Annotated in this window: 16 protein-coding genes; 9 read left to right on the top strand and 7 right to left on the bottom strand. The window is 48.1% G+C overall.

Annotation, left to right across the window (positions count from 1 at the left end; genetic code table 11):
* Nucleotides 1–447: 447 nt before the first annotated feature.
* From Pan161_RS02720 to rpmA, 3 genes are all read left to right on the top strand, one after another.
* The gene (locus Pan161_RS02720; RefSeq protein WP_197995666.1) at nucleotides 448–1800 is read left to right on the top strand and encodes a serine/threonine protein kinase; all 1353 of its coding nucleotides are present in this window, start codon (nucleotides 448–450) and stop codon (nucleotides 1798–1800) included.
* 493 nt (nucleotides 1801–2293) lie between these two features.
* Nucleotides 2294–3133: a hypothetical protein gene (locus Pan161_RS02715; protein ID WP_145224066.1), complete on the top strand. Its 840-nt coding sequence runs from the start codon at nucleotides 2294–2296 to the stop codon at nucleotides 3131–3133.
* Between the two features lie 167 nt (nucleotides 3134–3300).
* Entirely contained in the window at nucleotides 3301–3552 is a 252-nt protein-coding gene (gene rpmA, locus Pan161_RS02710; RefSeq protein WP_145224065.1) for a 50S ribosomal protein L27, read from the top strand.
* Between the two features lie 66 nt (nucleotides 3553–3618).
* Here rpmA and Pan161_RS02705 read toward each other — a convergent pair whose 3' ends face one another.
* Nucleotides 3619–4752 carry a S1C family serine protease gene (locus Pan161_RS02705; protein ID WP_232103597.1) on the bottom strand — a complete coding sequence of 378 codons (1134 nt, stop codon included), beginning with the start codon at nucleotides 4750–4752 and terminating at the stop codon, nucleotides 3619–3621.
* A gap of 428 nt (nucleotides 4753–5180) precedes the next feature.
* Here Pan161_RS02705 and Pan161_RS02700 point away from each other — a divergent pair, with 428 nt between their 5' ends.
* Complete coding sequence (locus tag Pan161_RS02700) at nucleotides 5181–6593, top strand: 6-phosphofructokinase (protein ID WP_145224064.1); 1413 nt, start codon at nucleotides 5181–5183, stop codon at nucleotides 6591–6593.
* On the opposite strand, the gene Pan161_RS02695 is transcribed toward Pan161_RS02700, so the two are convergent.
* Nucleotides 6590–8524 (bottom strand): hypothetical protein, encoded by a 1935-nt coding sequence (locus Pan161_RS02695; protein WP_145224063.1) that lies wholly within the window; start codon nucleotides 8522–8524, stop codon nucleotides 6590–6592. The two genes, Pan161_RS02700 and Pan161_RS02695, sit on opposite strands and share 4 nt — an antisense overlap.
* 390 nt (nucleotides 8525–8914) lie before the next feature.
* Between Pan161_RS02695 and Pan161_RS02690 the strand changes: the two genes are divergently transcribed.
* Both Pan161_RS02690 and Pan161_RS02685 read left to right on the top strand, forming a co-directional pair.
* Complete coding sequence (locus Pan161_RS02690; RefSeq protein WP_145224062.1) at nucleotides 8915–12631, top strand: family 10 glycosylhydrolase; 3717 nt, start codon at nucleotides 8915–8917, stop codon at nucleotides 12629–12631.
* Between the two features lie 179 nt (nucleotides 12632–12810).
* A complete protein-coding gene (locus Pan161_RS02685) occupies nucleotides 12811–14544 on the top strand; it encodes an alpha-keto acid decarboxylase family protein (protein ID WP_145224061.1) in 1734 nt (577 codons plus the stop codon).
* 276 nt (nucleotides 14545–14820) lie between these two features.
* On the opposite strand, the gene Pan161_RS02680 is transcribed toward Pan161_RS02685, so the two are convergent.
* The 4 genes from Pan161_RS02680 to Pan161_RS02665 all read right to left on the bottom strand — a co-directional run bounded on the left by Pan161_RS02680 (nucleotide 14821) and on the right by Pan161_RS02665 (nucleotide 19168).
* Nucleotides 14821–15006, bottom strand: a complete 186-nt coding sequence (locus Pan161_RS02680; protein WP_230682492.1) for a hypothetical protein — start codon at nucleotides 15004–15006, stop codon at nucleotides 14821–14823.
* A gap of 859 nt (nucleotides 15007–15865) precedes the next feature.
* Nucleotides 15866–17170: an ATPase, T2SS/T4P/T4SS family gene (locus tag Pan161_RS02675; protein ID WP_145224059.1), complete on the bottom strand. Its 1305-nt coding sequence runs from the start codon at nucleotides 17168–17170 to the stop codon at nucleotides 15866–15868.
* Nucleotides 17171–17270: 100 nt separating this feature from the next.
* Nucleotides 17271–18158 (bottom strand): 4-hydroxy-tetrahydrodipicolinate synthase, encoded by an 888-nt coding sequence (gene dapA, locus Pan161_RS02670; RefSeq protein ID WP_145224058.1) that lies wholly within the window; start codon nucleotides 18156–18158, stop codon nucleotides 17271–17273.
* Nucleotides 18159–18247: 89 nt separating this feature from the next.
* On the bottom strand, nucleotides 18248–19168 hold the full coding sequence (locus tag Pan161_RS02665) for an NAD(P)-dependent oxidoreductase (protein ID WP_145224057.1): 921 nt from the start codon (nucleotides 19166–19168) through the stop codon (nucleotides 18248–18250).
* A gap of 344 nt (nucleotides 19169–19512) precedes the next feature.
* Between Pan161_RS02665 and Pan161_RS02660 the strand changes: the two genes are divergently transcribed.
* The 3 genes from Pan161_RS02660 to Pan161_RS02650 all read left to right on the top strand — a co-directional run bounded on the left by Pan161_RS02660 (nucleotide 19513) and on the right by Pan161_RS02650 (nucleotide 21693).
* A complete protein-coding gene (locus tag Pan161_RS02660; RefSeq protein ID WP_145224056.1) occupies nucleotides 19513–19959 on the top strand; it encodes a hypothetical protein in 447 nt (148 codons plus the stop codon).
* A gap of 62 nt (nucleotides 19960–20021) precedes the next feature.
* A complete protein-coding gene (locus tag Pan161_RS02655) occupies nucleotides 20022–20963 on the top strand; it encodes an aminotransferase class IV (protein ID WP_145224055.1) in 942 nt (313 codons plus the stop codon).
* 52 nt (nucleotides 20964–21015) lie between these two features.
* Nucleotides 21016–21693, top strand: a complete 678-nt coding sequence (locus Pan161_RS02650; RefSeq protein ID WP_145224054.1) for a class I SAM-dependent methyltransferase — start codon at nucleotides 21016–21018, stop codon at nucleotides 21691–21693.
* Between the two features lie 58 nt (nucleotides 21694–21751).
* Here Pan161_RS02650 and Pan161_RS02645 read toward each other — a convergent pair whose 3' ends face one another.
* Nucleotides 21752–22837 (bottom strand): EF-hand domain-containing protein, encoded by a 1086-nt coding sequence (locus Pan161_RS02645; RefSeq protein WP_197995664.1) that lies wholly within the window; start codon nucleotides 22835–22837, stop codon nucleotides 21752–21754.
* Between the last annotated feature and the right edge of the window lie 134 nt (nucleotides 22838–22971).

Raw genomic sequence — 22971 nt, 5'->3', positions numbered from 1 at the left:
GGAAAGTGTTCGATGAGAATCCCCCGCATTCGCAGACAGGGATGCGTTTTAAGTGTGCGGCTTGCAGGGGTTTATGTGAAGTAGATGGATCAAGGGAGCGTAGAACTCCCCTTATTCAGTCTATGTCTTAATAGTCGTTGTGACAGGGTTTGAATTTCATTTTTTTCGAGGAAATCGGTAATTTATCTGGAATAATCCAAATTGCTGAGCGAATAAGACAGCTACGCAATCACGGCAGATAAAAACTCTTGATTTCAATTCGCTCACAAACGGTTATGATAGCAGCAGGGCCCTGTTATGAAAGAGTCATTTTTTACTGATTTTCCCCGTTTGGCTGGGCAAGATTCTGAAATGTTACCAGATTCCAATTCTGAAATAGAAGACCAATACAGTCAGTTACAATACTGTGCGAATTGTAACGCGACGTTCTTTCAGAAAGAAGACAGTGTGCACTGTCCAGACTGTGGTGCGGTGGTCGCCGGTCTTTCTGTTGATGACCTTCAGGAAACACTTGTGATTAAAGATTACAGGGATGCTGCTTCTTCGGATGCCGGCAGTAAGAGGGAAGATCCAATTACTGGTCAGGATCTACACGTCTATCGCTGTCAGTCACTGATTGGTCGTGGTGGAATGGGCATGGTTTATCTGGCAACACACCGTGATCTGGGACGACAATGTGCCTTAAAAATTCTGTTGCCGCATCTTGCGAAACGTGACCCCGAGTATGTCCAGCGGTTTTTGCACGAAGGACGCGCTGTCGCAACACTCAGTCATCCGAACATCGTCACAGCGCATGCGATTGGTGAGGAACGGGGGTACCGTTTTCTGGAAATGGAACTGATTGCCGGTCGCGCTTTAAGTCACGTGGTCCGTGAAGACGGACCATTAATGCCCCTGCACGCCACTTCCCTGATCGCTCAGGTTGCTTCCGGCCTCGGGACCGCACATGTGAAAGGAATTATCCACCAGGATTTGAAACTGGAAAATATTCTGCTCACTACTGCAGGCATTCCCAAGATCGCGGACTTCGGTCTGGCGAAACGGATCAATGCCGATGAAAAACTGGCCGCACCGCAAAATCTGGCTGGAACACCCAATTATATGGCACCGGAACTGTTCCAGGGAGCGCCCGCATCTGCAACCTCAGATGTCTATTCTTTAGGGGTCTGCTTCTTTGTACTGCTGACGGGGCAGTTACCACATCGAGGTTCGAATTTTAATTCACTGATTCAGGAAGTCACGACGAAATCTGCCCCGAGTGTGCGTGACCTCTGTCCTGATATTCCGCTGGAGATTTCTGAGTGTGTTTCGCTGATGCTCGATAAGAGCCCTGCGAATCGATTTCAGAATGGATACATGGCTGCCTTATTTCTGAATGCGGTTCTGGGACAGGTGCAGAATATCGAAGCCATGCTTCACGAGGCATTTGCAGATAACAGTCTGGTCACCTGGAAACGAAAGGGCCAACAGTACATTCTGGAGGTCCGGCAGTCAGAACAGCGAAAACAGACCGTCTTCATCGAGCCGAGCGACCATCAGATGCACGAGCGTCTGTTGTTGATTTACAGTACCTGCTGTGATGCCCAGCCTGAATATTACGAAGAAGCACTCAGACTGAATGCGGAAATTTCACATGGCGGGATTTCGATTCGCGAAGTCAACGGCGAAACGAAATTTGTCATGGTAGATACCTTCCCCCGCTCGACCGTGGATGCTGAGGATATCCGCAAGAGTGTTGTTGCCGTCGCACAACATGCCGACGATGTGGAAAAGAAGTTGACCGGATACGATCTCCATTAATTCCGCATTATGTTCCGGTCTGATCAGATCCGCTTAGAGTGATTGTAACGATCATTTATTTTAGCGCCGCTGGTGAGTTGCTGAAAATAGTTTGTAAACATCGCTGGATGATCGTCTGGTGTTTCTCAAAAACATGCCCGTTATCAAAACAGTCATTAAAACTGGGTGAACCCACTCAGTCATGTGGAATCACGTTCGATTCCAGTGAGATCTTAAATCAAGAGCTTGACCGTCCATTCCTGTCACTGATATAGTCAATATCATATCAAAATGGCCGTTTTCGGCTTACGAAGCTGGATCAATCCTCCCGCAAGCATTCGATGTGTACATCCGACACGGGTTTCGGTGGCCGGATACAGGAGTTAAGGTTTTCAGCCTGTTTCAGCAAAGTCTCTGTGGGAATTTCCTGGGATGAGACGATATACTTTTAATACGTTTGTGGTCTGTTAAAACCACTTTCTATTCTGATCGAAGAGTAACTCCGGGGTATTTCATGCGTCCATCACTTAAATGTTCTTTCGCGACCGTTTTTGTCTGCAGCTGCCTGTTTTTCATTTCCCTGGGAAATCAGGCATTCGCTCAGAAAAATACGTTGAATCGAGGATTCTCAATCAGTCCGGATCTGGCGGCAACGGGAGAAGAACTGGCGTCTCAGAAATCACTGTGGGTCCTGGAAACCGTCTTCAAACCAATGCGAATGGTGCGAATGGACCTGACAAACCCTCAAACCGGTAAAAAAGAGAAGACCCTGGTCTGGTACCTGGTCTATAAATGCGTATTGCGACCAATTGAACGACCGAATTCGACTAATGAGTTCACTCCTGAAAACGCTGAAGTCTCCCCACCGGGACCACCTTTATTTGTTCCGGAAATCACATTGATTACGAATGATAACGGACAACAGAAGATTTATCCCAATCAGATTCTGCCTGAAGCGGAACAAATCATTAATCAGCGGGAACGGTATCAATTCAAAAATGCCGTGGACATTATCGGAGAATTGCCTCCTGAGACACCGACCGATTCCAAAGATGAAAAAGCCATTTATGGTGTCTGTCTCTGGACCGGCATTGATCCCGGAACGGATTATTTCACAGTTCTGTTTTCCGGTCTCACTAATGGCTATAAAAAAGTCGAAGGTCCGGATGGGAAAACCATCACTTTGCGCAAGACTCTGGTTCAGCAGTACTGGCGTCCTGGCGATGAGTTTGGACAGCAGGAACAGGAATTTCGGCCCAAAGGTAAACCCTACTGGGTTTATCTTCCCGATGATCCGCAGGTCGCGGCAAAGATGAAAAAAGAACTGAACATGGAAGAGAAGCCTGCTTCCTGATACAGAATTTAACCAGTTCTTATCAAAAATATAGTGGGAAGTTGTCCAGAAATTGGATTATCTCTTGCAAGTTCTGGCTGGATTCGCCAATATACGGCCTCAATTAACAGTATTTTCTTAAAATGCTCCTGCACAGGGGCAACTTTTGCTACCTGAGGAATGATTTAATGGCACATAAGAAAGGTCAGGGTTCCAGCCGTAACGGTCGTGATTCACAAGCACAACGACGCGGAATTAAAAAATTCGGCGGCGAAAGTGTGCTGGCTGGGAACATCATTGCCCGTCAATGCGGAACGAAATGGCACCCCGGAAAAAACGTGGGCATAGGCCGCGACTACACCATCTTTTCATTGGTGGAAGGAAAAGTTTACTTCGATAATGAAGGCCGACGCATCAACGTTGAGCCTGTATTGAACTGATACTCTTCCGTACAAGACACAGCTGAAGGCTTCCTGAACGACTGATTCAGGAAGCCTTTTTTCGTTTTACCGGTTATGCCCTGCTGTCAGGGAGACCGAGATTTTCGTAGGAGTCTGCTCTTTGCCGCGGAGTACGGTTACCACAACGGTATCACCTGGCTTTTTGCTTTCAATGTAGTCCAGGAAGTCAGATGCCGTTTTTACCGGTCTCTGGTCGACGGCTACAATCAGATCAGCGGCAGCACGATCAATCCGTTCCACCATGAGCAGCCCCCTGCGCTTCGTTTCAACTTTCGGTCCACGGATTCCAGCTTTTTCTGCGGGACCACCGGGAGTCAACTTGGCGACTAACAGGCCTTGTTCGGTCTCATAAACACGTTGAATCCCAATTTCAGGATGAACCATGTGACCATGGGTCAGAAGTTGGGGGACGACACGTGAAACCAGATTAGACGGAATCGCAAACCCCACGCCGGAACTTTGCCCCGTATTGCTGGCAATGGCGGTATTGATCCCGATTAATTGACCATGCGAATTGAGCAAAGGGCCTCCTGAATTACCCGGATTTACGGCAGCATCAATCTGAATAATTGACTTAATCGTACGGTTGCCCCGCAGTTTCAAGGAGCGATTCAGGCTGGAGATGATGCCGCAAGTCATGGTTCGTTCCAGGCCAAAAGGATTACCAATGGCAAACACACGTTGCCCGACTTTCAATTTACTGGAATCAGCCATGATCACCGGTTTCAGAATGCCTGGCTCCTCTTCAATCTTAATGACGGCGATATCGTTTATTGCATCAGCGCCCACAAACTTGGCGGTATATGATTTCCCATTGAAGAGAGTCACATTTACCTGTTGCGCGTCTTCGATCACATGGTAATTTGTCAGGATGTGCCCGGATTGATCAATGATCGCTCCCGAGCCGGCCCCTTCCGTATCATATTCCAACAAGAAAAACCCATCTGTTTTGGTGCTCTTTGTCGTGATATGAACAACGCTTTTATTTAATTTCTCATAGACACTGACGTTAATCTCTTCTTCAGGTGACAACCCACGCTGATTGAACAGAACGGTTTCAGGAACGGCCAGCGTCTTATTGGCTGTTGACTTAGGCGCCTCTGCGGCCAGTGGAGTGGGAGGTAGAATTTGTGGACCTGAGATGCGGGGAGGTGCCTGAGCTTCAGAGGTAGACATCATCCCAGCCCCGGATGATTCAAATGAAGCCACAACCAGACCACCGATTATCGCTGATACAATACAACCAAGAACATATTTCATGTGACACCTCGCACAACTCGAAACACTAGCAAAATGGGTAAAACAAGAAGCCAGGGAGCTGACGGAAAATAACGTTGCGGTTCGATTTTGAAAGAATTATTAAAATTAGCATGGAATCTTGACCGAACTCCATCATAATTCCTTGCCGGAATGTCAGTGAAGTTCTGAGACTGATAAAATAAATCGTCAACCGAAAGAATTCCATCTCATTATTACAATTCTTTCGCCAGCGTAAATAGGAATTCAAGTAGTCCCTGGCAGTGAAAGAAGGCTTACTTGAATTCCTTCTAAAGAATGACTGATGTTTTCCAGCAGCGTTCCCGTTTCAGCGTGACGAAAGGATTGAGATGCGTCGAATTGCACTTCTAACAGCAGGTGGCGACACGCCCGCTTTAAACGCCACTATCTTCGGAGCTGTCGAACGAGCCAATGAACTGCGAGTACAGGTTGTCGGAATTATTAAAGGCTTCGGCGGCTTACTCGATCCCAACGTCCCCCATATTCGATTAAATCCGCTGTATTCAACGCTGCCAGAGCTCGATCCCCGCTGTGGGGGTACAATTCTCGGTTCGTCTCGTACTTATATTGATGAATCGCATGCTGGCGAGTTGCAGTTGGTGAAAAAGCGACTGGATCAATTAGGAATTGAGGGGCTCATCTGCATTGGTGGTGACGGTACCTTGAACGGGATGCAGCCGATTTCGCAGTTCATGCCCTGCGTCTTAGCCCCCAAAACCATCGATAATGATCTGGGACTGAATTACCCGGACGAAACCAATGAGTGGGTACGCGAAAGCAATCCTGAGACTCAGAAGTATAAATATCGCAAAATGCCTGGTAAGCAGGATCTGGAACTGGACGATATCGTTAACTTTGCAACACCCGGATATGCGACAGCCGTTTACGTCTGTGTGCAGGGAGTGCAGCGAATTCGTTCTACAGCAGAAAGCCATCGCAGAATTGCCATCATTGAAGTCATGGGACGAGAATCCGGATACCTGGCATTAGGCGCCGCGTACGGCCAGCCTGATATCATTCTGATTCCTGAAGTCCCATTGGATTATGAACGATTCGAACGTCGCGTTCGCGACCTCTATGAAATACAGAAGAATGTGGTCATCGTCATCGGTGAAGGATTACGTGATCAGGATGGAAAACGTCTGGGGGATATTTCGAAAAGTGTCGATCCGGCTGGGAATGTCATCTTCAGCGGTGCTGCAGAAGTCCTGCAGAATATGTTAATCGAATCCCTGGGTGATCACTATTTCGTATCCCGAAAGCGGCATGATCTCGCAAAACAGGCAACATTCACGCGAAAAATCGGGCATACACAACGCGGTGGCCGTCCGATCCGCTTTGACCGTCACTATGCAACGCAACTGGGAGGCAAGGCCGTTGATTTGCTGGTCCAACGGCAGAATAACTATGTCGCGATTTTACAGTGGAATGAGCAGCAGGGATTTTACGTCAGTTCGATCAACGGAAATTCACTGAGAGATGCCTGGCGCGGAATTCATGCGCGGACTCTGCATCCGGCCTTTTACGATGAACATCGTTATCAGCCTTCAAAACTGGGAGTGAACTACCTTTCCAAAATCTTCGCGAATGCAGTTGGCTCCGATGATCTGGAAATACTACGCGAAGATCTGTTTGATACCGGGCACCTGAAAACCCGATATCAAAGTATCAATGTCAGCGTTCATAAGCACATTCGGTATTTGAATACCGAGGAGGGATCGGATCACTCCCAGCAGTTTTAAGGCTCCTGTTGGGGGATCTCAAATGCTGCCGGTTGAATCTCAGGAACGAATACAGGCTGAGTGGTAGCGGGAGTCTCAGGTTTTGTCTGGCCCGAGATGGTGAATGTGGCCTGCACGGCATTCTGCTTCAGAGTGCCCGCATTGGCGGCCATTGACATGCGTAGTTCTTTCTTGGTGGAGAGATAATTTGAGGCCATGGTGTCGGAATGAATCATGATATCATCCACTACATACTGTCCCTGCTGTTTTTTAAACAGGACGGTCGCCCCCTGCCGCTCATTTCCCAGCTGAATTCGCGAATAGCCTTCGTTTTCATTGATTTCGAGACTGTTAAGCTTGGACATCATGAGTTTGGGAATGTTATAGGCCGTCTGGGGAACCTGATCCACCTGTCGCCAGACCAACTCATTGAAGTCGCGTGAGGAATGACGCTGAAGGTTTCTAATATTTTGTTCGTGCATAGAGAAGGCATAGTTCTGAACCTGGACCAGCATTTCCAGTGTAGCTTTCACTGACGAAGGGCGGCCTTTCAGATCCAGTTGAATGTCATCAACCAGCAGTTGTCCCAGGTGTTCTCGCAAGATGTAAGTGACGGGCAGATTACCCTGTCGCGCAAATACTTTTGTGATGGCACCATTGAATTGAATGTCCAGAATTTCAAACCCTGGCTCGGTAAATTCATCCAGAGGTAGCTGAGTGACCAGTTGAGGTTCGACTTGCTTCCAGACGCGCGATGAGAAGTCGGGGGTGGAACTGAAGTCCAGAATTTTCATATCTCGCTTCGAAAGTGCTTCACTGAATACCAGAGTGATTGCCCGAGATGAGAAGAGTGATGTCAACGTTACCTGTTGATTCCCCTGATCCTGAAAGAGCGTTACTTCTTCTACAAGATATTTTTCAGGAACATCAATTTCGTCTGATTCTATTTTGATCAGCGATAAATTGATCATTTTACCATTGTTCTGTGTCACAAAGTTAGCCAGATTGTTTTCAATTCGCAGGTCATAGTCTACGGCAGCATCATGCGACTGAGGCAAAGCAGCCAGTTTCAGGTCGGCAAAATCGAGACTGCCGCGAAAAAACTGATCTGCTGAAGATTCTTTCAGTTTCTCTTTATCATTCTGGTTATAGGCGTCAAGGAAGTTACTGACTGTCAGGAGCATATTTGCCTGTTTTTTGGCTGATGCAATATGTTGTCCATCCACTCGTGACTCGACGGCAACATCAGTCGCTTTCCATTTCCCATCTTTCAGCTTCATGGAAATTACCATTTCGCCAGAGCGGCGTGGCAAACGGACGATTGCGATATTCTTATCCAGTTGTGCATCGGGGCGTCGACTTTTCGAGCTCTTGGAATCTCCAGCGACCTTTTGGGACAGTTTTGCCAGGAACGCAGGCTGCAACTGTTCGAGGTACTTTTTAAATTCACCCTCTGTTGTACCGAGGATGTCGTCGCGATTACCCGTTTCCCACGCGGCGACGAATTCCCGAATTGTAAGCAGTAAATCCATCTGCTCAGTCACTGATTTCATGACAGTTAAGTTCCGCTGCTTCTGTTTGATATAGATGTCATCCACAACCCATTCTCCGGTTTTGGTGACTCGCTTAAGTTCGTAGAGCAGCTTTTTCTTGTTTTTACCGACTTCTGCTACCACTTTTTTATGATTTTCAGAGATGTCTGTGATCTCAACAATCGTCGTTTCACCCGTGGGAATCTTGAGGATTTTCAAATCGTCCATCGAAGTCTTGTCCCGCAATGCAACTTTCGAAAATTTCATTGTCGTGTGATGTTTCAACGACTTTAGATCTTCGTTTTCGATGGCTTTTGAAAACTGTTCAATCGCTGTTACTTCGACTAACGAAGCGCAGCCCGTCGCAAATGCCAGTAGGAAAAGACCGCTCACCAGAGAGAAACCGTTTTTTAACATCATGATTAGTCCGGGTAGGTATTGAAGTTTTGAGAGGAGTGAGATTTGTTGTTGCAATCCCGGAACTGTTGAACTGAGTGACTCAAGATGTTCTAAGCTCAGGAATGAAAAGTGACAACTGCTTCTGGTTTGAGAGCCCGAAAGCGAGTTGTGAGAGAGGATGCGTTTTTTGACATGATTATTGATTTGAGTCAAGGTGGTTCTTGGGGAAACGGGCATGTTTTACTGTACTTTTTAGAAAATAATTGCCCTTGGCCCGGATCGGGAAATCCATATAATCCATCCGCTCACCTTTAGTTCATTTCTTCACAGCCTGTTGGCATTCAATCGATTGCTCAATTCGAGCGGGCCCCCGAATCTCCGGACTTCCATTACCTGGAAAAGTAGGTTTCTGTGAAACGAACATTGATATTAATTTGGTCTCTTCTCTGGATGGGGCTGTTCGCTCCCGCGCACGCCGAGTCTGAGGATGCGCTTACGATTCCGGTCAGGATTCGTGTTGAGTGGGGAGAATCGGTTCCCCGTCACTGGGGGGCACAATTCGATTTGACGGGGTGTGAACTGCTTTCAGTGAAATCCCTCGGCGTCGATGCGGATGAAGCCGCAGTCTTAAAGACAGCAGGTCAGACGATTCGGTATCAGCCACACTCACGGCGCGTGTTTAACAGTGTTGAGTTTGTGATTCGTGGAATGGCTGATGCAAAGCTCCGGGTGCTGGTGCAGGATCGGGATGATCCTCATGTTTCATTGAAACAGCAATTCGACTTGAAGGATATTCTGGTTCAAAAATCAATTATTCCCCTCAATCAGACGGCTGCCCAGTTGATCGTACAGCAGGCGCCTGGCGACTCTTTCGCCTTACATGTCAGGCATCCTCATCTTGTTTTCAAGCCAGATGAAGAAATCAAAGTCCAGGCTTTTCCCCATTTCCTCTTCGATAAAACAGCGGTGCCCGGTAAGGAACTGAACTGGAATATTCAAAGAGCACGTTCAGATGAGTCTGTTGCGTCGGGAGTTCTCCCGCTTCCCACACAGGATCGTGCGGAACTGCTGAAACAAGGCGTTAGCCTGTCTGTCAGGGCACCGGCGAAAGGTGAGTACGATCTGGTGATGACAATGGGAAGTCAGCAGGCCGCGGTCCAGTTTGCAGTTGTTACGCAATCGCAGCCTCGGCCTCACATCAAGGCATTGATTCCAGAAACCGGGATTCTGGTAGATGAACTCTCCCTGCATGGTACTCTCGATCATCGTGATCTGATTAAAAGGCGTCCCGGTGGTCGGTTCAGAAATTCATTGAAGTCATTTTTTAATTCCAATCCAGCCCTCGAACAGTCGGGGAAACAGTCTCCCCCCTGGTCAGCCTGCCACTTGCGGATTAAAAATCTGCATCGTCCTCATAAATTGCTTGTAACCTACCCGATACAAACCGGCGCCAAACTGGGTTTCAGTATTCTGGAGCCTGATGCCGCTGGCCAGCTGGTTCCCGTCGGTATTGATGCAGGCGTTTATCAGACTGATGTTGAAGTGTCTGCTACAGACCAGCCCGAAGAATTGCAGGCTGAAATACTCTTCTGGCCTAAAGTTGATGATCCCATACTTTTGTTTCATAGTCTGGGTTCCACAGATCCCGCAGAGGTGACGAGAGTTGAAGTTTTTGAGCTCCCTGCAATATTGCAATCGCGATCTGCGTCTCAAGACGAAGACAGTTCTGGTAAAGAAAAGAGTCGGCTGACCGGACCTTACCTGCAGAAACCATTGTTACCGGAAATATTTGGGGCAACTCAGGTGTTAGACAGCAAAAGTCATCGCAGTCTGGACGACTGGCAGACTTTTCGGGAAGCGGGTGAGCGCCTGACTTACTATTTAAAATACCACCGTTTCAACAGTGTTCTGATGGCTGTCTCAGCAGATGGAAGTGCCATCTATCCTTCCGAGTTCCTGGCACCGACGCCCCGTTATGATTCTGGAGTCTACCATTCGTCTGGGCAGGATGTCGTGCGTAAGGATGTTTTAGAACTGTTGTTTCGGATATTTAACCGGGAGAAGTTAACACTGGTTCCGGAGTTACAGTTTTCTTCCATGCTGAATTCACTGGAACAGATGCTGCAGGATAATTCCGAAAAGTCTGCAGGGATTGAACTGGTGAATTCATCCGGACAGACCTGGCGTGAAGCAAAAGGAACCTCGCGCGGACAGGCTCCTTTTTATAACCCCATTGATCCAAGGGTTCAGGCTGAGATTGTCAAAATATTCCGTGAGCTGGTGGTACGTTATAAACAGCACCCCTCGTTTCAGGGGGTTGCGGTTCAATTAAGCTTGAATGGTTACCTGCAACTTCCTGGATTGGACTGGGGCTATGATGACCAGACAGTTCAGCAGTTTCAGAAAGAGACAGGAATCAAGATACCCTTTAGTACGGAAGTAAACAAATATCAGGATCGTTATCGATTTCTGACGACAACGGCTTTACCGCAGTGGACTTTATGGCGTTGTCAGAAAATCCGGGAACTGCATCAACTGTTAGCGGATGTTCTACAGGCAGAATCACCTGATGCGCAGATTGTTTTCTCTGCCCGGGAGTTACTGCCATCCCGCAGTCACGAAGGTGATGTGATCACCGCTCTCAAGGCGGGATCCATGTTTCGGCCCATCTTAATGGAACTGGGTCTGGATTTTTCCCATTATGATCAGATCGAAAATGCGGTTGTACTCAGGCCCGGGCATTACGATTCGCAACAACAGGTCTCCTCATTGGCACACGTGCTGAATACACATCCCTCAGTCGATGGTGCCTTTAAAGCTCGCTTGAGTGGTGCTCTATTTTATCACGACCCTGTCGAAATCCGGATCGCTGAATTTGATCGGATTTCTCCCTGGCAGCCGGCATTTACCTGGCTGGTTTCGCAGGTCTCACCCGCGGCGGCAAGTAATCGAATCCGATATATTCATTCAATTGCCAGACAGGACCCTTATTTCATATTTGATGGAGGCTGGACCATCCCCTTTGGCCAGGAACGTGCAACGGAATCGATTCGTCGCCAGTTCCAGCAACTTCCTCCACGCCCTTTTCAGACAATTGATGTAGCAGCACAACCTGTGATTACCCGCTTATCCCGCGGTAAAGATAAAGCCTTTTTCTATGTTGTGAACGATTTCCCCTATCGATGCCAGGTTACGCTCGAAATGACAGTTCCTACTAAGGCACCGGTGATTGATCTCAAATCTGGTGAAGCTCTGACGGCAAAGCAACTGGGGGAAGGCTCAAGGCGGTATTCAGTCACTCTGGAGCCATTTGATTTTCAGGCATTTCGGATAGATGATTCGCAGATACAGATCGAGGCGGTTCGTTGTAATATTGCTGAACAGGACCGCATGCACCTGCAGGCCAAAATTGAGCAGAAAAAACAAAGTCTGGTGAAGCTTCATCAGTCCATGGATGAGTTGACAGCCGTTGTCTTTCATGCAGATTTTGAAAGTAAAAGTTCACGCGACTATATTCTGGCTGGCTGGGAGTCAAAGGTTTCCCAAGGCAATGCCTGGACGATTGATTCGACCGAAGCGCATTCTGGTAAAACATCACTGGTGCTGGGAAGTGCGCCGGGAAATAATTTCCTTCGTACAAATGAAATTCCACTCCAGGATTCCCGCTATCTGAGTATGAGTGTCTGGATGAAGTCCAAAGCCAGTGATATGCGAGTTCGGATTGCATTAGAGGCGGAGCAGAATGGAAAGCTGAAAGTGCAGTCAGCGATTATTTCTGTAGATCAGCACTGGCGCAAATATCTGTTTCGTGTCAAAGATATACCAGCAGATCAAATTCAGAATGCCCATATCGTCGTCGAGAAACTGGGCTCCGAAAAATTGTGGATTGATGATGTTGATCTGCAGATCCATCAGATTTCGCCTGAGGATGATCGTCAGTTGACGAAGCTGGTCTCAACGCTGTCTCTTGCCTGGGATTCACAGCGCTATCTCGACTGCTATCGTCTCTTATGCAGCTATTGGGGGCAGTTTGGGGACACTGGTGAGCTCCCCGTCACTCCCGCCGGTGAACCGACTCCGGTAAAGCACGCAGAACGCAGAAGAATCAGAAAACTGATTCAGCGTTGAGTGTGTTGGATTTTGCGCACCTGTCTTCCGTGAGTACTCAGGCTCATAACTACCATTCTGTAAATAGTTTATGGGATTACCCCTTATACACGCTCGCGTGAATGTTATAATAAACATAGGCAGTTCTTTGATCACAATTTCTCTGATTGAATTATCATATCTGCAAGGAAGGAATTGAGATGTCAGCTCGAAAATCCACCACCAGTTCTAAGTCCTCCTCAACGAAATCGCGTATTTCCTCAAAACAGCCTTCCCGCACTAAAGCAGAGAAGCAGAATGGAAAAGTGCACACCATTGGCAGCTATCTCGTGCAGAGATTACAGGATTATGGCGTTACGGATCTATTTGGTATCCCCGGCGATTTCGTCTTGCAGTTCTATGGGATGCTGGAAGAAAGTCCGATTCGTGTTGTGGGAACAACTCGGGAAGATAATGCAGGCTATGCTGCGGATGGCTACGCGCGGGTTCACGGTCTGGGAGCAGTCTGTGTAACCTATTGTGTAGGTGGGTTGAGTCTGTGTAATTCAATAGCGGGTGCGTATGCAGAAAAATCTCCGGTAGTTGTGATCAGTGGGGCACCGGGCATGTCAGAACGGGCGACAGACCCCCTGCTCCATCATCGTGTGAAAGATTTTAATACGCAGCGCGAAGTCTTCGAAAAAATTACGGTAGCAACAGCTTTACTCGATAATCCCATGACGGCTTTCCAGGAAATCGATCGGTGCCTGGAGGCATGTGTCAGATTTAAGCGGCCGGTCTACCTGGAATTGCCTCGCGACTGCGTTCACAAGCAGGCTGTGATACCCCATGTGCCCGATGACAGTCAGCCAGTCAGTGATGAAAATGCATTGCGAGAATCGCTGGAAGAAGCAAAAGGATTAATTGAGGCCAGTAAAAAGCCTGTGATCATCGCGGGTGTGGAAGTCCATCGCTTTGGTCTGCGCGAAGAGGTGCTCCGGTTTGCTGAAAAATTCAATATTCCGATGTGCGCCACAATTCTGGGTAAGTCGGTAGTGAGCGAATCCCACCCGCTTTACCTGGGAGTGTATGAAGGTGCGATGGGGCGAAGCGAGGTGCAGAAGTATGTCGAAGAGAGTGACTGTGTCATACTTCTGGGGACCTTTATGACGGACATTAATCTCGGGATTTATACAGCCCATCTGGACCCGGGCAAATGTATCTATGCTACCAGCGAAAAATTACGAATCAGTTATCATCATTTTCATGATGTCATTTTCTCGGACTTTGTTACTGCCCTGGAAAAACAGAAAATGAAAGTGGTCACTCGGAAAATCCCCGATAATGTCCGTCCGCAGCAGTTGGAGTTCAAAGTCAAACCGGCCCAGCCTGTCACGACAAAACATCTTTTTGAAAGCATCAACCAGATTCTGACAGATGAAACGGTGGTGGTAACGGATGTCGGTGACTGTCTGTTCGGAGCGGTCGATCTGATGATCAATACCCATACCAAGTTTCTCAGTCCTGCCTACTATACTTCAATGGGGTTTGCGATTCCTGCTTCTCTGGGAGCACAGGTTGCTAATCAGAAGTTGAGACCGATTGTGCTGGTTGGCGATGGCGCGTTTCAGATGACGTGCCTCGAGCTTTCGACGGCACTCAAACTGGGTTTCAACCCGATTGTGATCGTGCTCAATAACAAGGGGTACACAACCGAACGATTTCTACAGGATGGTCCATTCAATGATATTCCCGACTGGAAATATCATAATATTACGGATCTGATCGGCGGTGGCTGGGGCTTTGAGGTCCGCACGGAAGGTGATCTGGAGAAAGCCATCAAGGCCGCCCTGGCGAATAAGGACAGTTTGAGCGTGATCAATGTGCATCTCAATCCAACCGACGTGAGCCCGGCTCTGACACGCCTGGCAGACAAGATGTCGAAAACACTTTAGCGTGTATCACATTTAACCGAAGCGCCTTCTGCTCGTATCCAATCGCTCTTTTGGGGTAGTGCAGTAAATCAGAACAGAGACCAGCAGCGATAAAAGAAAAAAGCCGGGCGAGAGTCCCGTTCTCTGCGTCCGGCTAATGTCCTTTCGCTGACAGCTCAAATGAAATTAGTGCATTGAGCTGTCTTATGGCGCGAAAGGGTCCCCCCTGTTTGGAGTCGCTGATGGTGAAAACAGCAGGCTGGTCGAAACCGCGCCTGCTGGAGTTCTCAGTTTTGATTATTGATCCTGCTGGAGTTTGCGTTCCAGTTTGTATTGTTCCAGTACTTCCCGCTGATTATAAAGCTGTTCTTCAGGTCCTGCCGGGTAGAACTGCACATCGTCATTCAGGTAATACGCTGAAGGCAATGTCTGGCCACCAATGCTGGACTGGCAACCGGTGCTGGTTAATCCGATTAATGCCAAACCCAGAACTCCAACACCTGACCAATTTTTTAGCTGGCGAATCACCATGATTTTCCTCGGAATGATAAAGTTGTCGAATGGCACCTGTTGGGGAGACGTGTAAACAGGGTAAGACAGGAGCCGGGAACACCTTGGGAACAGTCCATCCGTGTACTGAATCCAGTCACTTCGATAAAAAGTGATTGCAAGGCCACACAAAACTACAACGTGTGTACTTCTTTTATCGACACGTAAAACCGGAATCTTCGGTATATTCTGCTTAATCGGACAAGATTTTGTATAAAGAAAGTCTGCAGAACATAGATATGGCGGGTTGTGGACATGTGGGCACTGTGTTCACGGTCTGTTTAAGGATTCCGTATTGAGATGTCACCGATTTCACACGAAATTGATAGACACAAAGACAGATCAGTGGCTTGAATCACGGAAGTTTTACTTGAGTTCGGAATGGGCAGATCGTCGTGCGGATTCGATTTTATAAGCTTCCACAATTTTGCACTGGTTAGCAAGCTCTTCTTCAACATCAGCAGGGTAATACTGTACTACATCTCTGCTATAGAATTCAGGTATAGCCTCTGGTTGTACTTCTCTGCTTTGCTCTGAAACCGAAGTGATAAAAGGATATGCGATGAATCCAGCAAGAATCGTAAAGAGCACAATCATCGAAGATCGTGTGAACATCGGAAACCTCGCGAAAGTGAACAACGTTTGAAAGGTAGAATCGATGAGATATTTGAGAGGATGATTCAGGAGGTGCGTAGCATGTTATCGGCTTGATCAGCCCGAAAGATTTGCGCATTTTCCCTGATCTTACAGGCGATCTTTGAAGTCAATTCTGCTGGTTAAATCGTGGTTTCTATTACGATTTGAACGCGCGCTGCAATTCGTCCATTGAAACTTTACCTTCGGCAACCAGTCGGATGCCATCTTTCTGGAAGCTAGGCATATCCTGTTTTTTGGCGAAGGCTTTGATTTTCGCAGGTTCAGCGCCACTGATGATCAACTTCTTCATTTCATCAGTCATATCATACATTTCCAGCAGGAGTGTACGACCGTAATATCCCAGGCCATCACACTTTTCACACGGTTCGATCTCATTGCCATCATCATCGACGGTCTGGCGGGGAGGACGATAAAGCATTTTAGTGGATTTGGGGAGTCCCATTTTCTCAATGAGCTTCGGGTTGGGGCGAAAAGCTTCTTTGCATTGATCACACAGGGTTCTGATCAGTTTATGACCAATCGCAGCTTTGAGCGAGTTCACGCCCTTTTCCAGGCTGCCCGCCAGTTTGCTGTATTTCATAATACCTGCAATGGCATCTTTTGCTGAAAGTTCCGCAATCATCGTAATTTCGTCAGCGACATTCAGGATACTGGCGACGTATTGTTCATCCGTAATGGGATTCAGGTAAATGATATCCGCTTCCATTCGGATGATGCGGCGCAATTCATCATCAAATGTGTCCCCTTCTTTTTTGTCCAGGGTTGCAATATGACTCAGCTCGCGATGTTCGGGATCTGCCAATGCAAAGATCGTGTATTGGTAAGCATCAACCGAACGTACCACACCGATGGTCGTGGTGGTCGTGCCGGAATTCGGGGGGCCGCTGATCATGATCAGCCCATTTCGTCCCTGACTCAAGTCGCGGATCCTGTCTTTGATTTCTTCGGTAATTCCGATGTCATCAGCGCGATCCAGTGGATATTTCATGTTGATCGCTTTGATGGATAGACGCTCTCCGCCTGGTGTCGGCGCGGTTGCCACTCTCAACTGATAGGATACTTCTTCCAGTTCCGCAGCGACTCCGCCTGACTGAGGACGCTTGCGTTCCTGGATGTTTAGTCCTGATAACAGCTTGATGACCTGCACGACAGCCATTCCCTGCTGCTTGGATAGTTTCGGGCCGGGATTGGGAACTCCATCCACATAAAACAGAACCTGGTATCGTTCACCCTTGGGCTCAAACCGCATGTATTCTGCACGCAACGCCAATCCATCGGTAACGATATTTTTCGCAGTCATCAGACCTGCTTTTACCAGCCGGGCATTGTCTTTCAGATTCGCAGGCTGACCATTGAGTGCCCCTTGAAACGAGACCGGTTCGATTTCTTCTTCGAAATCATCATCATCATCTTCCCGGGATTTTCCAAAGCCAAATATCACCAGAGATACCTCTTGAAACAGGTTAAGTGCCTAACTGAAAATTGATCCTGGAGTCTCTCACCCGGAGCAACTGTTAATGCTGTTTAGTTTAGCGGAATTCTTAAAGCAGACCATAATCCCGCAGGGTTTTTTCCAGAACCTGCATTGAACCACTGTCTAACTGTGTCATAGGCAGACGAACTTCACCATTGTCGCGCCCCAGTAACTGCATGGCCGCTTTAATGGGAATGGGATTGGTCGCCAGCCCCAATAGATTCCGGCAGAGACCAAACAGTTTGAAATGCCATTCGCGGGCGAGCGCTAAATCTCCAGCATTGAACGCGTTCAGCATACTTTTCACATCGCCGGGAACAATATTACCCACGACAGAAACCACGCCTTTCCCACCTAATGCCATTAACGGCAGAGTCAGGCTGTCATCGCCGGATAAAACAGCCAGATCACAGGCAGACAGGATATGCGACGCCTGATCCATGGAGCCCGTGGATTCCTTAACAGCGACGATATTGGGAATATCAGCCAGTCGAATAATCGTTTCTGGTTCAATGTTTTTCGCTGTTCGTCCGGGAATGTTATAGATGACGATCGGGATATCAACCGATTCCGCAATGGCCTGATAATGCTGGAAGAATCCTTCCTGCGTAGGCTTGTTGTAATAGGGGGCCACATGCAGGGCACCGTCGACACCTGCCTCTTGTGCGTATTTAGTCAGCTCGATGGCTTCACGCGTGCTGTTCGATCCCGTTCCCGCCATCACCTTAATCCGACCGGCCGCCTGTTTGCAGACGATGGAGATTACCTGTTTGTGTTCATCGTGGGAAAGTGTTGGAGATTCACCAGTTGTCCCGACGGGGCACAAGGTGTCTGTTCCCTGTTCCACGTGATAATCAACCAGAGCGCGGAGCGCTGTCTCATCGATTTCACCATTTTGAAACGGGGTGATCATTGCTACCGCAAGACCTGCGAACAGGTCACTTTGATTCGCCATGCTTTTAATACCTTAATACAAATTCTTCCAGCCAGTTCAGATTGGCTGGTTCAGTTCTTCTTTATGACCAGCTGAGAATGACTTGATGCCTATGCCCGCTGTTCCCAGTCAACATTCGATAATGATGCCAGAGCGAGCTGCAAAGCATGTGTTCCGTCCCGTCCATGACCTTGTGCCTGGACGGCCAGATAGAGTTGATGCCCTAATGCCAGACCGGGAAGACTCAGGTTCATCGCTTTGGCCTCTGCCAGTGCAATTCCCATGTCTTTGATAAAGTGTTCTACAAAGAAACCAGGGTCAAAATTGTTGTCCATAATCCGTGGGCCCAGATTCGAGAGAGACCAGCTGCCAGCTGCGCCACTGCCTACTGATTCCAGGACTGTGGGCAGATCCAGACCTGCCTTGTAGCCGTACAGCAACGCTTCGCAGACGCCAATCATGTTGGTCGCGATGAGAATCTGATTGACCATCTTGGTATGTTGCCCTGATCCCGGGCCCCCCTGATAGACAATCGTTTTCCCCATGGCATCCCAACAGGGTTTGAGTGCCTCCACAACCGCTTCTTCGCCACCAATCATGATGGACAGAGTCCCGTTTTTGGCACCGACATCTCCGCCGGAAACCGGAGCGTCAACACTATAGACACCCTGAGCCTGTGCTGTTTCCGCTACTTCTACCGCCAGAGAAGGATCACTGGTTGTCATGTCAACCAGAATCTTGCCAGCTGTCGCGCCGGCCAGAGCACCCTGCTCCCCGAGGAGTACTTCCCTGACATCCGCAGGAAAGCCAACGATCGAAAAGATGACGTCTGATTTTTCCGCAACCTCTTTGGGAGAATCCGCCCAGTTAGCCCCTTTTTTGATCAGTGGCTCTGCTTTGGATTTACTGCGATTGTACACAGTTGCCGTAAAACCAGCGTCCAGCAGGTGGCCGACCATACTGGCTCCCATCACTCCCGTTCCAATCCAGCCAATTTTCGTCTGACCTGGTTGAATGGTTGGTATCGCCATCTTGCTCAATCCTTTTATCTGATTCCATTTCTTCGAATTACTTAATCATCAATGCAGTTACGTCCATTGAAATCGTAAAAAAATGATTGGTATATCTCAAGTTAGACCAATCATTCTCCTTCGCAGTATATCGAGGTCGGACTCAGAAGTCATATGACTGGTTCATTTTTTTGTCAACTATCACGCCTGCAGACCCTTTTCTGACAGGAATTTAGTGACAGGAGCAAAAGAAACTTGCGATTGGACTGGTAAGTAGGGAAAATCAACCGACCGATCTGGTACGAGCTTTTGAACAGTGCCAGATCCTGGTTGACTTATTTTCAGATGTGGATTCAGGTTATGTCATGATATTGAAATATGTTGTGTGGTGGATGTTCTGTTTTGCCTGCATCTGCTCAGCGAGTTCTGAACTGCAGGCGCAGTCCTGTGGAAACGGATATCCCTGCGGACCGGATGGTGCTCCCCTGCTACAGATGTTGACGCCCCAGGGATTTATGGGAGCGGATTTTCGAGGCAGCTGTTCTCAGCATGACCGCTGCTATCAGATTCCGGGTATCAATCGCCGGTATTGTGATTTACAGTTGCGGAATGAATTACATCGCAGGTGTGACAACTCTGCATTTCCTTTGGGATGCCGCATGATTGCCAATACCATGTATTTACAGGTCCGGTTATTTGGCAGGAGACCGTATTTAAATTCGCAATATCCCGCGACAAATCCTCCTCCTACGCCGTATCCTGTCCATTCATATCCGGCTTATTCGCAGCCTGTTGTGTATTACGGATACTGATCTGCAGCTGAAGAGCTGTTTTAATTGTTACTGATCTCTCTTTCCAGAACGAATCTTTCTCCATGACCGAAGCTCAGGCTTATTTGAACGGTTCCTTCATTCCCGACTCTGAAGCCAGGCTGTCGGTAACCGATCTGGGAATTGTGTATGGTGCGTCTGTCACAGAGATGGTGCGAACGTTCCAACATCAGTTGTTTATGCTGGATGATCATCTGGAGCGTCTGTTTAACGCACTGGAGTATGTGGGCATTGAATCTCCTGTCCCAGTCTCGGAACTGAAACAGATCTGTGAAACGCTGGTTGAAAGAAATGCCGCGCTGTTACCTGACCAGCATGATCTGGGTTTAACGGTCTTTATAACAGCCGGTCACAATTTGCCATATCTGGGGCTGGCTGAACTTGAGGCCTGTCAGACTCCGACGGTTTGTGTGCACACGTTCCCATTGGCTTTTGAACTCTGGGATCAAAAATACTCAAGTGGACAGAATCTGCTAAGATCCGAGGTTCTGCCACTCAACGCGAATATTTTTGATCCGGGGGTCAAATCACGCAGCAGAATTCATCTCTATCGCGCGGACAAACTGGTTCGCCAGAAAAACCCGCAGGCTTCTGCCTTATTATTTGACCCGGCAGGTTATGTGGCTGAAACCACAGTAGGTAACTTTTTTCTGATAATGGGAACTCAGATTCTTTCACCGCGTCCTGAATACGTTCTCGGGGGAATCAGTCAGAAAATGGTAATGCGGTTAGCAAAACAGCTGGGGCTGGACTATCAGGAGGCAGATATTTCTCCCAATATGATTCTCGAAGCGGACGAAGCATTGACGTCCTCGACAGCATATTGTCTGATGCCTGTCACCCGCTTTGAAGATCACCAGTTGTCACAGGGTATTCCCGGCCCCGTTTACCAGAAACTGCTGACTGCCTGGAGCCAGGCGGTGGGAGTTGATATTTTACAGCAGGCCCGTGAAATCGGGGCATTACGCCGTCAGGCACTTTCTTAGTCGTCAGGTATCTTTTCCAATTCATCTAGTGTAGCGATCAGGAATTATAATCTTGTCACATTATCTGGAATTCTTTCGGCAGTTTCGGACCACTTTCGAAACCACAGGTGCGATTGCTCCCAGTAGCCGTTTTCTGGCCGCGAATATGGCCGGGCCGATGAAGCAACATCTGGGCTCCAAGAAAGTTCTGGAAATCGGCCCTGGTACTGGCGCCGTTACCAGAGAGATCGTCAAGCAGATACGTCCCGGCGATCAACTCGATCTGGTCGAGTTGAATGATAAATTTGTCGAGATCCTGCATAAGCGCTTCGATACCGAACAAGGTTTTCAGGAAATCAAACATCAGACCGCGATCCATAATTGTCCCTTACAGGATTATGGCGCAGCAGAGGAATACGATTATATTGTATCCGGCCTGCCTTTAAATAATTTTCCGACGGAGCTGGTCAGCGATATTTTCAAAGCGTACTTTCGGTTACTTAAACCGGGAGGCGTCCTGACTTATTTTGAATACATGTATGTACGCCCCGTCCGCAAAGTTGTCTCACGGGGTGACGAGAATCTGCGAATTCGTGAAATTGATCAGATTATGGGCGACTATACGCGTCAATTCCGGATTCGCCGCAGCTGGGTCTGGTGCAATCTACCTCCTGCCTGGGTTCAACACCTGCAGAAAGAAAAAGGCAGTTTACCCGCGTTGGAGCAAACTGCCTCTCAAAATCAGACTTAATCACAGAAGAAGTTCGTGAGTCTGTACCTGAAGACGCTACTGTAAAACGGGACACAGTCTAAGCATCTGGTTTTTTAGAATCACTCTCGGGTTGTTTTTTGTTTTCCTGTGTGTCAGCCGAGGGACGTCGTGGACGATTCATCCGATCACGTTGCCGACCACGTGGGCTAAATCCACCACGGTCGCCCCCCATCAATTCTCGCAGATCCAGTGAACCATCTTCATTACGGTCCAGTTTTTTCAACAGATCTTTCATCTGTTCCAGTTCTTTGGAATCCAGTTTACCATCCTGATTTGTATCGAGTGATTTCATGAACGCTGGTTGGGGCATTCTTCCCTGAGAATCACCGCGTCTACCCTCGGGACGATTGTTCATTTCAGGACGTTTCATTTCGGTATCCTGTCCACGGTCGCCGGGTCTCCGCTCAGATCGGGATTGTTTGACCGCTTCTGTAAATTCCTGTTTGGAAAGTGGTGTATCCGTATCTTTATTGGCTTGCCGATAAATCTGCTTCAAGATCTGTTTACCCCTTTCAGGAGCTTCGTCCATGGTCAGTTTACCGTCTTTATTGGTATCCAGAGACTGGAAAAAACGCTCGTATCGATCCTGCGCCATTTTATCATCACTCGGGCGCGGACGTTCTTTACGGTCTCCGTTCGGTCTGCCTCGATTCATACTTCCAAAACGCTGTAGGGCGTCTAGTGGAATCGCGTCGGTATTCATGCGTTTAAAGAGTGGTTCCAATCGATCACGAAGTGGTTCCGGCAATTCGTCACGGGAAATCTTTTTGTCGCCATTACGATCCAGGCGACTCATGAAGTCCTGCATACCTCGACGATTCCGGTCCTGATCAGAACCTTGTGCCGCAGGAAATTTCTGATCCTCTTTTTTCAGGCTCGATTCAAACTCAGCTTTTGTGAGTTTCCCATCTTTGTTCTGGTCACCGGTTCGAATGAGATGGTCAAAAAACCGCTCTTTATCCTGTGGGACTTCCTCGGCTGAAACAGTGCCATCCGAGTTTTTGTCGAGTTGTTGAAATATACTCTGGGATGTGGATTCGCCCTGTTCCGGAGTGGCTGAAAGAGTGCCTGCAGAGAGTCCCAGTACTGCCAGTGTCGCCAGTGAAAAGAAAGAATACTGCATTGACGCCCCTTTCATGGGTATGCTGAAATCAGACGAGGACTTAAACCGTGTGAGTCCTCTACTCCCTATTTAACTCGAACCGGTCAGAAAAGTATTGCTTCTTTCTGAAAAACTACTGCGGTCAATAAAAAAAC

It is taken from the genome of Gimesia algae, assembly GCF_007746795.1.
Lineage (GTDB): Bacteria > Planctomycetota > Planctomycetia > Planctomycetales > Planctomycetaceae > Gimesia > Gimesia algae.
Note: the sequence above shows the minus strand (reverse complement) of the source record. Positions and strands in the feature narration are given on the sequence as shown.

Excerpts from the sequence above, each read along its gene's own strand:
- Pan161_RS02660 (WP_145224056.1), top strand. The coding sequence starts at position 19,513 with ATGATATTGAAATATGTTGTGTGGTGGATGTTCTGTTTTGCCTGCATC.
- Pan161_RS02655 (WP_145224055.1), top strand. The coding sequence starts at position 20,022 with ATGACCGAAGCTCAGGCTTATTTGAACGGTTCCTTCATTCCCGACTCT.
- Pan161_RS02645 (WP_197995664.1), bottom strand. The coding sequence starts at position 22,837 with ATGCAGTATTCTTTCTTTTCACTGGCGACACTGGCAGTACTGGGACTC.
- Pan161_RS02665 (WP_145224057.1), bottom strand. The coding sequence starts at position 19,168 with ATGGCGATACCAACCATTCAACCAGGTCAGACGAAAATTGGCTGGATT.
- Pan161_RS02685 (WP_145224061.1), top strand. The coding sequence starts at position 12,811 with ATGTCAGCTCGAAAATCCACCACCAGTTCTAAGTCCTCCTCAACGAAA.
- Pan161_RS02695 (WP_145224063.1), bottom strand. The coding sequence starts at position 8,524 with ATGATGTTAAAAAACGGTTTCTCTCTGGTGAGCGGTCTTTTCCTACTG.
- Pan161_RS02700 (WP_145224064.1), top strand. The coding sequence starts at position 5,181 with ATGCGTCGAATTGCACTTCTAACAGCAGGTGGCGACACGCCCGCTTTA.
- Pan161_RS02715 (WP_145224066.1), top strand. The coding sequence starts at position 2,294 with ATGCGTCCATCACTTAAATGTTCTTTCGCGACCGTTTTTGTCTGCAGC.
- dapA (WP_145224058.1), bottom strand. The coding sequence starts at position 18,158 with ATGGCGAATCAAAGTGACCTGTTCGCAGGTCTTGCGGTAGCAATGATC.
- Pan161_RS02705 (WP_232103597.1), bottom strand. The coding sequence starts at position 4,752 with ATGATGTCTACCTCTGAAGCTCAGGCACCTCCCCGCATCTCAGGTCCA.
- rpmA (WP_145224065.1), top strand. The coding sequence starts at position 3,301 with ATGGCACATAAGAAAGGTCAGGGTTCCAGCCGTAACGGTCGTGATTCA.